Source organism: Tychonema sp. LEGE 07196 (genome assembly GCF_963890365.1).
GTDB lineage: Bacteria > Cyanobacteriota > Cyanobacteriia > Cyanobacteriales > Microcoleaceae > Microcoleus.
The window spans coordinates 18,385-31,076 of record NZ_CAWPRX010000007.1; the positions used below are offsets into that span (position 1 = coordinate 18,385).

11 protein-coding genes are annotated in these 12,692 nt (G+C 45.0%); 7 read left to right on the top strand and 4 right to left on the bottom strand.

From position 1 onward, the window contains the following. Positions 1 to 25 precede the first annotated feature (25 nt). Complete coding sequence (locus AACV78_RS00810) at positions 26 to 703, top strand: hypothetical protein (RefSeq protein WP_194009523.1); 678 nt, start codon at positions 26 to 28, stop codon at positions 701 to 703. On the opposite strand, the gene AACV78_RS00815 is transcribed toward AACV78_RS00810, so the two are convergent. After that, positions 700 to 1,905, bottom strand: coding sequence for a class I SAM-dependent methyltransferase (locus tag AACV78_RS00815; RefSeq protein WP_194009522.1), 1,206 nt, complete (start codon positions 1,903 to 1,905; stop codon positions 700 to 702). The two genes, AACV78_RS00810 and AACV78_RS00815, sit on opposite strands and share 4 nt — an antisense overlap. A 223-nt stretch (positions 1,906 to 2,128) precedes the next feature. Between AACV78_RS00815 and AACV78_RS00820 the strand changes: the two genes are divergently transcribed. Beyond that, entirely contained in the window at positions 2,129 to 2,788 is a 660-nt protein-coding gene (locus AACV78_RS00820; protein WP_194009521.1) for a hypothetical protein, read from the top strand. A 187-nt stretch (positions 2,789 to 2,975) separates the two neighbouring features. Here the strand turns inward: AACV78_RS00820 and AACV78_RS00825 are convergent, their stop codons facing one another. Continuing rightward, the gene (locus AACV78_RS00825; RefSeq protein ID WP_194009520.1) at positions 2,976 to 4,160 is read right to left on the bottom strand and encodes an NAD(P)H-quinone oxidoreductase subunit H; all 1,185 of its coding nucleotides are present in this window, start codon (positions 4,158 to 4,160) and stop codon (positions 2,976 to 2,978) included. Between the two features lie 239 nt (positions 4,161 to 4,399). Between AACV78_RS00825 and rsmH the strand changes: the two genes are divergently transcribed. The 3 genes from rsmH (at position 4,400) to AACV78_RS00840 (ending at position 7,922) form a co-directional block, all read left to right on the top strand. Continuing rightward, entirely contained in the window at positions 4,400 to 5,302 is a 903-nt protein-coding gene (rsmH, locus tag AACV78_RS00830; RefSeq protein ID WP_194009519.1) for a 16S rRNA (cytosine(1402)-N(4))-methyltransferase RsmH, read from the top strand. Between the two features lie 219 nt (positions 5,303 to 5,521). After that, positions 5,522 to 7,192 carry a SpoIIE family protein phosphatase gene (locus AACV78_RS00835; RefSeq protein WP_194009518.1) on the top strand — a complete coding sequence of 557 codons (1,671 nt, stop codon included), beginning with the start codon at positions 5,522 to 5,524 and terminating at the stop codon, positions 7,190 to 7,192. Between the two features lie 307 nt (positions 7,193 to 7,499). Next, complete coding sequence (locus AACV78_RS00840) at positions 7,500 to 7,922, top strand: ATP-binding protein (protein WP_194009517.1); 423 nt, start codon at positions 7,500 to 7,502, stop codon at positions 7,920 to 7,922. Positions 7,923 to 8,353: 431 nt separating this feature from the next. Here AACV78_RS00840 and AACV78_RS00845 read toward each other — a convergent pair whose 3' ends face one another. Together AACV78_RS00845 and AACV78_RS00850 are read right to left on the bottom strand one after the other, a co-directional pair. After that, positions 8,354 to 8,788: a nuclear transport factor 2 family protein gene (locus AACV78_RS00845; protein WP_194009516.1), complete on the bottom strand. Its 435-nt coding sequence runs from the start codon at positions 8,786 to 8,788 to the stop codon at positions 8,354 to 8,356. Positions 8,789 to 9,160: 372 nt separating this feature from the next. Continuing rightward, entirely contained in the window at positions 9,161 to 10,123 is a 963-nt protein-coding gene (locus AACV78_RS00850; protein WP_194009515.1) for an orange carotenoid protein N-terminal domain-containing protein, read from the bottom strand. A 210-nt stretch (positions 10,124 to 10,333) separates the two neighbouring features. Here AACV78_RS00850 and queG point away from each other — a divergent pair, with 210 nt between their 5' ends. Next, the gene (queG, locus tag AACV78_RS00855; protein ID WP_194009514.1) at positions 10,334 to 11,302 is read left to right on the top strand and encodes a tRNA epoxyqueuosine(34) reductase QueG; all 969 of its coding nucleotides are present in this window, start codon (positions 10,334 to 10,336) and stop codon (positions 11,300 to 11,302) included. Positions 11,303 to 11,531: 229 nt separating this feature from the next. Beyond that, positions 11,532 to 12,170, top strand: coding sequence for an HAD-IA family hydrolase (locus AACV78_RS00860; protein ID WP_194009513.1), 639 nt, complete (start codon positions 11,532 to 11,534; stop codon positions 12,168 to 12,170). The last annotated feature ends 522 nt before the right edge of the window (positions 12,171 to 12,692 follow it).

Sequence of the window (12,692 nt, forward strand, 5' to 3'; positions counted from 1 at the left end):
CACAATATATCAGGAGCCAAAGTAAATGATACAGTTTGTCAAAGGCTATTACACCGATTTTAAGTTGCCCAGCAACTCAACTATTCCCGATCGATTACAGCAAACACTTCGCACGGTTTGGGACAGAAAATATGACGATTTATACGAACGAGGCGGAAACAGCGATGTAGAAGAAGCTTTTGTAGAAGTAATGACAGCATTTGGAATGCCTAATGATGCAATATCCCATCAGCGATATGTCTACATGGCTTATGGAATAGCATTGGCAGCTAAACCGACTATTAAACATTACTTTCCTGAAGAAAACAAGACTGATATCATTCAAGGAATTGTATCTTGTTGGCTAAAAGATGGCGGTGAAATTCCAGAAACTTGGGCTGATACCTTGTTTCCTCATATCAACAAAATTGGAAAATATCAAGCTACTGACGAAGCTTATAATATTTTCTACGGCTTGCTGCAAACACTCAACACGAAAATAGCTTATAATGCCATCTTGGATATTTTGTATGATGCCATTACGGGAGATGCTATTTCTGGTTTTGCTGCGGCCGGGCGAGATATGTTTAATTGGTGGTTGATAGAAGTAATTCCTGCTGCATACTGTTTAAAGCTGCCATCTACTTTGTATTCGGGGAAATGGGAATTTCCGCCGCTGAGTAAGTGCGCGGAATTGAGTGGCGTAAATCAAGCAAATAACTAATCAGGCACCATCAAACCCTTCAAAATTCTCCCCTTTTCCTCCTCCCTCAAGCCCTTAGACTGCACCAAAACCCCAAATCCTCCCAAACCCATCGGATCGATCGCTCTATGCAAAGCCTCCCTGCGCCGCAACAGCGTTGCCACATCCAATACAGTTGTTGATAGAGAAGCAATACGATCGCCCAAACCCAACGCCATCAAAAACAAAGCCTGCTGAGTAAACCCTACCACATCCAAACCGCACAATTCACCCTGCCTTTCCAGCGCCGTAAAATTAACATGAGCCGTTAAATCCTGCCGCCCCACATTAATATAAGGATTGCTGTGATATCGGTGGCGGTAATAACACTGTAGCGTCCCCTCCCTGCGCCTCGGATTGTAATAGCGGTGTGCCGGATGGCCGTAATCAATAGTTAACAAATATCCCCGCTGCAATTTTTCGGCAACTGTTTTTATCCAGTCTAAAGCTGCTAAATTGACTTCGCTGCGATAACCATCTGCATAGACAGTCGCTGACAAATCTATTTCCAATAAATCAAAATATTCGGCAATTTTAGAATTAGAAATTTCGTCGCATACTTCAATAAACTTGCTTTCCGATTCTTTGTTTTGTTCTTCGGCTGTGCCAACGTAAATCTCCCTTATTTTCCCTTTTTCTACAATAAACTGATGCACAGGGAAAGCATCCACTAACTCGTTAGAAAAGAAACAACCGACGATAGAGTTATTAGCTATTTCATCCCAATTGCACCATTTGATATTTTTTAATTTGGCTAAATTTTGCTGCTGTTCCGCTTGCAGGATAGGGGAAATTTCAACAATAATGTATTCTAAAACTTTAAATAAATCGGGATATTGCCGTTGCAGGTATTGCAGCAAATGTACGGCAAATGTTCCCAGCCCTGCGCCCATTTCTACGATAGTAAAAGGATGAGGTTTGCCGAGAATTTCCCACATTTCCATAAATTGCTCGCCCAAAACTTCGGCAAAATCAGCACCCCAGTGAGGCGAGGTGATAAAATCGCCTTGTTTGCCGATCGGCGGGCGATCGCCATTATAATAACCATACTGCGGGTGATATAGTACCAAATCCATATATTCGGCAAACGTAATGCGCTGCTGCGGAGTCGCTGCAATTCTTTCGCAGATTAAATCGCAGAGTTCGGGGTTGCTGTCATTGATATCTGATTGCTGGGATGTCATAGTTTATGGAATCAAAGTTGATGTTAATTTGTTTATGAAATAAAGATTTTTTTTAACCGCAGAGGGCGCAGAGGAAGAGAAAAGAGAGCCATATCGATCTTCATATCTGTTCTTTAAATTTTATTATATCATTTTGCTGCCGATCGCAAACTTGAGATTTGACATGGCAAATTTTCGATCGCTGTGATAAGCTAGCCTTAGATTTTAAATATAATGCTTCTTTATGATACCACCAGAATCTTGTTTAGAAGAGTTCAAAAAATCGAGCCACTTATTACCAGATTATGTAGTCATATTTAATTTAGCAGATACAAAAAGACGCGGTATTTACTTAGGTCACAGAGGCGTAGACAAGGATATAATCGCCTTTGATAATTTGTTAAAAAGTTGTATTTCTTCACAAAGATGCAAAAGAGTTCACTGGGATATATGGATCGGTTGTCTTGCTGAACGGCAACTCAATAACATTCCAGGTTTGATAGGGAATTACGCACAAGAAGTTCCTATATTTGCAGGGTGGGAATGCAGGGCGATCGACCCCAACGGAAATCGAATATTTATTGAAGAAAAAAGAAATGTTTTAATCAGTCGCGCTGTCCGCTGCGGCTATTTGTGGGTAGAAAATGCTAATGAATTAATTATCAAAGTCAATGAATTAGTCGAGCGAGTACATCGTTTACCTGTCAATACATTTACTTCCCTAGAGTCAGAGGTAGCTGTTACTTTACCCAGATGGCGGTGTGTCCCCGCTGAAATTTTATCTTTAACTGAGTATTGTCCGTACTGCAAAGGCACAAACTTTGACTGGTCAGGAGGAGCTGATGATTGTTCTGAGGGTATTTGTACGCAGTGCGGAACCGAGGTAGATTTTCGTTACTGTTAATCTATACACTCCCAGACTCATGGGTAGTCAGAAACCGGGTTTTTACGAAAATTTTTCGTTGTAGCCGACAGTTGAAGTGAAAAACCCGGTTTCTTTGGTATTATGCGCCCAGGACTGTATATGATTCAAAAAAGTAGCGATCGCACTTTTTAGCAAACAGCCAAAAAATGCGATCGCCCTTTTCCTTCTACCTGTCAACCGAACCCATGATAATATCGATACTACCCAAAATCGCCACCAAGTCCGCAACCTTTACACCGCGCACAATGTGGGGCAAAATCTGCAAATTATTGAAATCCGCAGCCCGAATCTTCCAGCGCCAAGGAAACACACTATCATCGCCGATAATATAAATACCCAACTCACCCTTGCCGCTTTCAACCCGCACGTAATGTTCGCCCTTGGGAATCTTGAAAGTTGGGGCTACTTTTTTGCCAATAAACTGATAGTCGAAACTGTTCCACTCAGATTTTGGCCCGCTTTCTAAGCGCTTGGCTTCCAAGTTTTCGTAAGGGCCGCCGGGGAGTCCTTTCAAGGCTTGATAGAGAATTTTAACTGACTCGCGCATCTCGCGAATTCGGACTAAGTACCGGGCCAAACAATCGCCTGCTGCTTCGGTACAAACTTCCCAGTCGAATTCGTCGTAACATTCGTAATGGTCAACTTTCCGCAAATCCCAATTCACGCCGGAACCGCGCAACATCGGGCCGGATAGTCCCCAGTTAATCGCTTCGGCGCGAGAAATCGTACCCAGTCCTTCAATCCGGCGGCGGAAGATGGGATTGTTGGTAATTAAACGTTCGTATTCGTCAATTTTTGGCAGGAAGTAATCGCAGAAATCTTCGCATTTGTCTACCCAACCGTAGGGTAAATCTGCTGCGACTCCGCCGATACGAAAATAGTTGTTGTTTACCATGCGGTAGCCGGTGGCTGCTTCCCACAAATCGAGAATTGGTTCGCGATCGCGCATAGTGTAGAAAAAAGGAGTTTGCGCGCCCACGTCGGCCAAAAACGGCCCTAACCACAACAAGTGGTTAGCAATCCGGTTCAACTCCAGCATGATTACCCGAATGTAACTCGCCCGTTTGGGGACAGCAATATTGGCTAACTTTTCCGGTGCATTGACTGTCACCGCTTCGTTAAACATCCCCGCAGCGTAGTCCCAGCGGCTCACGTAGGGGACGTACATCACGTTGGTGCGGTTTTCGGCAATTTTTTCCATGCCGCGGTGTAGATAGCCCAAAACAGGCTCGCAGTCCACTACATCTTCGCCGTCCAAGGTGACAATTAACCGCAGTACCCCGTGCATGGATGGGTGGTGCGGGCCCATGTTGAGCACCATTGGTTCGGTTCTTGTCTCAATTCTTGACATAATAATTGGTAATTGGTAATTGGTAATTGGTCAGTGGTCAGTGGTTAGTGGTTAGTGGTTAGTGGTCATTGGTCATTGGTCATTAGTCATTGGTCATTGGTCATTAGTCATTAGCAAAAAAGTTTCTAATTAGGGACTACGGACTGAGGACTACGGACTGAGGACTACGGACTGAGGACTACGGACTGAGAACTACTGACTACTGACTACTGTTGATTTTTGTTTCGCTTTTATAGATTATGAAGGATATCGAGCCGTCTGAGAAGGAGACTCCTGCATCAGATGTGAGTATTGAGGCTTATCACGTTTCTGTTTTGGCTAGTGAATTAATTGCTGGTTTAGCTGTGCGTCCGGGCGGGCGCTATTTGGATGCGACGCTTGGGGGCGGCGGACACACGAGTTTGATTTTAGCGGCGGCGGCTGATGTGAGTGTGGTGGCGATCGATCGCGACGAAGAAGCCATCCGTTTTTGCGCGGCCCGATTTGCTAACGATCCCGTCGAGTTTTGGCACGGCAATTTTGCTGAATATCAGTCTCAAGAGGCCACATTTGATGGTATCATAGCAGACTTGGGCGTTAGCTCGGCTCAGTTCGATACACCGGAACGCGGCTTTAGTTTTCGCCACCCTGCTAAGTTAGATATGCGTATGAACCAGCAGCAATCTTTGACGGCCCAAGAGATTATCAATCATTGGGAAGAAGTTAAACTAGCAGATATTATTTACAGATACGGCGAGGAGCGATTGTCGCGGCGCATTGCGAGGCGGATTGTCGCACAACGTCCTTTTGAAACTACTACAGAACTTGCAGGGGCGATCGCCAGCAGCTTCCCACCCAAGCAGCGCAACGGTAGAATCCATCCCGCCACCCGCACTTTCCAAGCTTTGAGGATAGCCGTCAACTCCGAACTCGCTTCTTTAGACACTTTTCTTAAGGAAGCGCCAAAGTGGCTAAAACCCGGTGGGAGAATTGGAATTATTACTTTTCACAGCCTCGAAGACAGACCGGTCAAGCACCAACTCAGAGGAACAGACTGTTTGCAGGTACTGACAAAAAAGCCGATCGTGGCACAATCGGAAGAAGTAGCTAGAAATCCCCGCTCTCGTTCTGCTAAGCTCAGACTGGCAGAAAAATTAACTTGATTCGACACTAAGGCGAGTAAAGCACGAGTTCCAAACCAAGGCGGGGTCTGGTAAGACCGATCCCGGATGCCAGTTCCCAATATCCTTGCGGTATCACTAATATGGCACTGACCTATAAAACCCGAAGTCCTGATACTGATTCGGCTCCGCTGAATCAGCCAAGGGTACTTGACAACCCCGTTTTAGACCCGATCAATTCGCCTAGGAGTAAGGGATAGCATGAGTCGGGGAGATGGAAGCAAACTGAAACTAATGGTAGTCGATGACGAACCCGACAACTTGGATTTGCTGTACCGGACGTTTCGACGCGAATTTCAGGTTTACAAAGCAGATAGCGCCCTCAGCGCCCTGTCCGTTCTAGACGAACAAGGGGAGATGGCGGTGATTATATCCGATCAGCGGATGCCAGAAATGAATGGCACCGAGTTTTTGGGGAAAACAGTCGATCGCTTTCCTGATACGATTCGGATTCTGCTGACTGGATACACAGATGTTGAAGACTTGGTAGAAGCAATCAACGCAGGTCAAGTTTTCAAATACATCACCAAACCGTGGAATCCAGAAGAACTGAAATTAGTTATCAATCAAGCGTCCGAAACTTACAAATACTACAAGCAGCGCAGTGTTGCACTGCGCCGCGCTTTACGCAAGGAATCTCTGTTCAATGAGGTGATGAGCGTGATTCGCGGGTCGCTAGATTACTCTAGTATGGTACAAACTATTGTTCAAACCGTAGGCAAAACTTTTGAGGCCAACTATTGTATGCTGCGGCCGGTAGAGGGCGAGAGACTATTACCTAGTACCTTCCCCTACCAAGCCCAAGCGACGGAATCCAGCAGCTTTTCTTTTGATGAAAATTTGCTGGTTCAAGCCGTAGCCACCCGCCAAACTCAAGTCAACAACAGTGGCGGTGAGGGTAACTCGGTTGAGATTGCTGTGCCCCTGACTTATCAGCAAGACTTGCTGGCGGTACTGGCCCTGTGTCAGATTGGCGGCACTAACCCTTGGTCGGCAGAAGATATAGAGTTAATAGAAGGTGTAGCAGCTCAAGCTGCTCTGGCCCTTTCTCAAGCTAAGCTCTATCAGCGCACTCTGGATTTAGCTAACCAGATGCAGAATGAGTTGGAAGTGGCCCGCCAAATCCAAACAAACTTGTTGCGCCAAAGTTGGCCTGATTTTGAAACCGTAAGGGTGCAAGCTTGTTGCTATCCGGCGCGGGAAGTTGGCGGTGACTTTTTTGAGGTCTACGTCCACTCGCAAGGGGATATTTGGATAGCGGTGGGTGATGTTTCCGGTAAGGGTGTTCCGGCTGCTCTATTTATGGCTAGCGCGATTTCGGTGATGCGGCGCGAACTTTCTCAAGAAATTTCTCCCGAGCCCGATCGAGTGATGCAGAATATGAATAGCAGTATGGCTGACGACCTGATCGGCAACAACCATTTTATTACAATGGTTGTAGCTCGTTACACTCCGTCAACGGGACACTTGGCTTTTGCTAATGCCGGTCACATTTACCCGATTGTTTGGTCGAATTCTGACGTGAAAGCCCAGACTGCTAGCGGTTTAACGCCAGCAGAGCCGAATTTCTTGAAAGCTCGCGGCATTCCCTTGGGGATACTGCCAGTTTGGAAAGGTAAAGCCGGTTCGATCGAATTAAAGTCAGGAGATGTATTTCTGCTGACGAGTGACGGCATTACTGAAGCTAGCGTGACCACTGCGGCGATCGCAGGGGGCGAAGCAACCCGTTCTATGCTACAACAAGAAGGGCTTTGGCAACTCTTGATTGAGGAGCCTGGTTCCATCAACTTGGACAATTTGTTGGCCTACATCCGAGCTGACAATCCCATTCAGGAAGATGACCAAACCATACTTTCTCTGGAAGTTCTCTGAATCTGTCAACTATCCCGACAATCATAGTCGGGGGCTTTGGGTCTTAAAAACTCCAGCCCTCGGTTGACCGGCTACAGATTAACACAGAGAACGCGGGCGACAGGCAAAAGTTACAGAACTAGCGCGTCAGTGGCTAACTCTTAATTGATGCTTCTTGGTGAATGCTTTCGGCGAAAGTCTATTGCCTCGATCGCCCAGTATTGAGTATCCTTCATGTAGCGACAAGTATTAACGCCAAATTAATTCGGCGTGTTGTATTTCATCCCTGGTCAGAAGACACGGGTTTCCAAACTTACAGGATTTTTTTATGAATACTGAGCTTCAGGTACCAAGCGACTTGCGGTTTTTAACAATTGTTGAAAATTGGTTGCTGAGCAGTTTGGAAGTTGAGCTAGGAGAGCATATTGATTGGCCGCGTCAGTCGAATCGTTTGCGCTTGGTGTTAGCAGAAGCCTATTCTAACGTGATCCGCCACGCTCACAAAGATCAACCCAACTTGCCGGTGTTAATTCGCTTGAATTTAAAAAATCGGGATATTGGTTTAGAAATTTGGGATTACGGTAAAGGTTACGAAATGGACACTTACAGTCCCCCGAGGCCCGAAGCGAAGCAGGAAAGCGGCTATGGCTGGCTGATTATGAGCAGACTGATGGATCGGGTGGATTACAGTTTGCAACTAGACGGCCGCAATTGTCTGAAGTTGGAAGCGAGTTTGCCAGAAAAATCTTAATTGGCCGTTAGATTGTGTCCGATGGTCGATTAACTGCAATAAAAACAGTTTGTAGTGCGGACTAAAGTCCGCACTACGAACTGTTTTTATTATGGTAATTGACGGGCGGCATTCTAGCTATTTTGACCATTTTGTCTGCCAAAGAAACGGGGTTTTTCGAGAGTTCGCCGCGTTTGACCGGAGATTTGGCGAAAAACCAGGTTTCGGCCTCAGTGACGCACAAATATCGAGTTCTGATATCGTTTCCGGTAGCATCGGAATAATAAAATCGAGTCAACAGTTAACACTCAACCATTCAGTTTTTCGACCCGCCCGTCAACAGTCCACAGTCAACAGTCCACAGTCAACAATCACCTGACGGTACAACCGCAATTGATATGACGTGCGATCGACAGATGAAACCCCAATATTCAATTTAAATATGAAACTTATTAAACGTTGAATTTTTTATGGGGTCGCAGATTTAGCAATTCTTGGGCTGAAGCTAACAGCTTGACGGTGACAGAAAAGATTTCTCGATCAGAATTGAGCACGAACAGCCATCCGACATTAACACCAAATACGGAAGTTTTCACCCAGCCGCTGACATGAACTTCAACTCGGTCATCTTCTAAAATTTGGCTGATACCTTGCTGCGGTTCGAGCTGCATTCCTCGCGCTTCTGTTTTTAGATAAGTGGCGATCGAGCTTTTACCGATAATTGGCTCTTCAAAGGGCGCGTGCAGAACTCCATCCTCAGCAAACAAATTAGCAGTCTCTTCAAAATTGCCTGCATTTAAAGTTTCAAAATATTGCAGTACCACTGGCTTTGTGATACCAGCAATCTCGATAGAGCGAGTTAAAATAGGTCTAGTTGTGGCAGTCATAAAATAAATGATTTGAAAGGAATGAATCTACTTTAATCATTATGTTTGTCGCAGCAAATCCCTCAAAAGATATAGGTAGGGCTAGGGAGAAATTCTCTGAAGAAAAAGAGTAACATCCAGCAATCTCAAATCTCAAATTGTATAAACCCACACACTTGACTTCTTCCCTGGCTGGGTCTGGGAACAGAGGTCTAGACGCTCTGCCTCGCTTGTTGCAAAAAAAGGAGGCAGAGCCGATCGATCTGCGTTACCAGGCACTACTGGTAACGAGTAGTCCTTAAAATCTAAAATCTAAAATCAACTAAACCCAGACACTTTTAAAGTATCTGGGTTTGGGTGCAAGTCTGTTTGACAAACGCCAAACAGAATATTCTATTTGCGGATCAGGTTGAGCAATTCTTTAGGAGAGGCCAACAAGTCGATCGCCACAAAGAAAATTTGACCTTGGGGATCGAGCAAAAACCGCCACGCAATGTTCATACCCACATTCGAGCCGAACCAAGGAGTTTCGACTTTACCCGTAACTTTCACTTGGCGGTAGCCATCTTCTGCAGGCTCGGACACGCCTTCTTGGGGCATCATTTTCAGTCCGACGCACTCTTCGCGCATATAGTTGAGGATAGCTTCGCGGCCGACGATCGGCTTTTGGAAAGGAGGTTGCAGAGCGCCTTCTTCGGCAAATAAACCGACGGCTGGGGTGAAGTCGAAGGCATTCATGTAGTCGATGTAGCTGAGCACGGTCTGCTCGCTGATACCCTTAATCTCGGTTTTCACCCGCTCTGCTACTGCGGTGGGAGTGCTGCGGGGGGCAGCTCGTTTGCCGTACTCTTGGCTGAAATCTGGATCGTAGCCCATGTGAACTACCGTGTTGCGAAGTACGGTAATTTGTTGGCCCGGATCGAGTGTTTTGATGGTTTCGAGAACTGCGGTGGCTTCGGGAGACATTTGATAGCCTGCAGGGATGGGGGCGACAACGCCCTGTTTCATCATTTGTCCCAACTCATACCAGAAACCGAGTTTGGTGTTGACGCGCAAGGATGTGTAAATCCGGCCGATGGTGGTGTCGGCGTTGCTGGCCAGGTCAAACATGGTTTTGCTTTGATCGGCAGGCGACATTTGCTTGATTTCGTTGAGAATGCCTTCGACTAGCGCCATGCTGGCTACTCCCGGAGCTGCTGCGGTGATGGAGATGCCCATTTCGGTGTAGGCATACCAGAGGAGTGCGAGTTGGTCTTCAACACTGAGTTTGTAGAACGCTTCGGTGGTAGCGGGAACAGCGCTCGCAATCTCGGTATTTGAGAAAATTGATTGAGCTGATTGAATACTAACTGCCATGTGTATGCTGTGGGATTCGCTGTTGGTTTTACTTGCCGACTTGAATAGACGAACCCATTTCTCCTTTGATTACATTATGTAACGTTTTTGAGCTTTTTGAGTTCAAATTTATAAATATAAAGATTGTGAAAGTATTATCGATTCTTTTCCCAAAGATCCTCTTAAAATTACTAGACTTATTGCACATTTTGTGCTGCGGTTGCTAATTCTATGAAAATATCAATTAATCGCGATCGCATTCAGCAAAAAGCCCTAGAGTTGGGATTTCACAAAGTGGGAATCGCCTCAGCAGACGCGGATGTCGATATAGAAAAACAAAGATTGCAAGCTTGGCTGGACAAGGGTTATGAGGCGGATATGGCCTGGATGGCTAACCCGAAACGCTCCGATATTCGATCGCTCATGCCAGAAGTCAAGTCATTAATATGTGTTGCCATTAACTACTACACGCCCCACCAGCGCCCCGAAAAATCCCTGTTGGCGGGGGGGGACGGTGCAGCCCTAGAATATGCTAAGATTTCTCGCTACGGTTGGGGGCGGGATTATCACAGAATTTTGCACAAAAAACTCAAGGTTTTGGTAAATTGGGTGCGATCGCAAAGCGAGGGAATTGAAGCGCGCTATTATGCTGATACCGGGCCGGTTCAGGATAAAATGTGGGCGCAGCGTGCAGGAATTGGCTGGATTGCCAAAAATGGTAATTTAATTTCGCGAGAATACGGTTCTTGGGTATTTTTGGGCGAAATCTTGACTAATTTGGAGTTAGCGCCGGATGCTCCCCATACTGAACATTGCGGCAGTTGCACTCGCTGCATTGATGCGTGTCCGACGGCGGCTATTACTGAGCCTTTTGTCGTGAATGCCGATCGGTGCATAGCATATCACACGATCGAGAATCGAGCCGAAAAACTCCCCGACGAAATAGCATCTAATTTACAAGGTTGGGTTGCCGGTTGCGACATTTGTCAAGATGTTTGTCCTTGGAATCAGCGTTTTGCCAAACCAACAGATGTTACAGAATTTGAGCCTTATCCTGAAAATATAGCGCCGACACTTGCAGAATTAGCCGACATTTCCGACGAAGAATGGAACCGCAGATTTACAGCTTCGGCGCTGCGGCGAATTAAACCTGAAATGCTGCGTAGAAATGCCAAAGCAAATCAAATCAATAGTCATTAGTCCTTAGTCAGTGGTCATTAGAGCTAATATATTAGACAAGATTGTACTCATTTCCCAATTATCTTGAAATGCCTCTGCGTTTATCTCTGTTTATCCGGCTTACATTTGCGATTTATGTATCAATGAACGATTTATGCAATCTTGCCTGTTATATTCTAGAATGTAGTAAATCATCCCAATACAAAATATAAAATATTATGATTCTCTATTCCTTATTTGCTGTTGTCCAATGACCAAAGTAATTATTTTTGATTTTGACGGTACTTTAGCAGATACAATTGATATTCTTCTGAGCATCACCAACCGTTTGTCAGCAGAATTCGGCTTTAAGTCTGCGACAAAAGAGGAACTCGCTCAACTGAGCAACTTAAATTCTTGGGAAATTCTTCGTTATTCTGGCATTTCCCTCTTCAAATTCCCGCTGCTGATTAGAAAATTGAGATCTGAATTACGCAGTGAAATTTCAGACGTTCAATTATTTCCGGGAATTAAAGAAGTTTTGCTGGCGTTGAAAAAACGGGGGTTTCAACTGGGCATTATCACATCTAATTCCAGAGAAAATGTCTTAGCGGCGCTGGAAAATAACAATTTACAAGATACTTTCACGTTTATTTACTCAGGTTCAACTTTCGGGAAACATAAAGTTATTAATAAATGGCTCCGAAAAGAGCATATAAATCCTGAAGAAGTCTTTTATGTGGGAGATGAGATTAGAGATATAGACGCTGCTAGAAAAACTGGAATTAAAATAATTGCTGTAGGTTGGGGTTTTAATTCTCAGGAGGTTTTGGTCTTACACCATCCCGATTTTTTGATTGAACGTCCCCAGCAATTGATCGAGATTATGAGTAATCTGGGAGGAGTGTAAAGTGTTGTAAATAAATACTTCCAAATTTAAAGTAGTAAAAACTTTATGTCAGAACCGATTGAAAAAATGAATTGAGGCTGATATAAATGTGAAGGAGAAAGATTTACTCTATCGCTCAAATAAAGAGGAACAGTATTATGTCAGCATTTGAAACTTTCTTGACTTTTAGCTTGGCTTCCACTTGCGCGGTAGCTACTTTGGCAACTTGGTTGCGTTTCACCTATCCGCCTTCTGTTAAACGCAATTAATTGGATTATTTTTTGAAGTTGGTATGAGAAATCGGGTTTCTTCGACTTTGCGTCATTCCCAGAAACCCGGTTTCTCTCGATTTTTTTTGCCACCCCATAGATATTTTATGAGAAACCGGGTTTCTTAGACTTTGCAGACTTTGGGTGATTCCCAGAAACCCGGTTTCTCTCGATTTTTTTTGCCACCCCATAGATATTTTATGAGAAACCGGGTTTCTTAGACTTTGCAGACTTTGGGTGATTCCCAGAAACCCGGTTTCTCTCGATTTTTTTT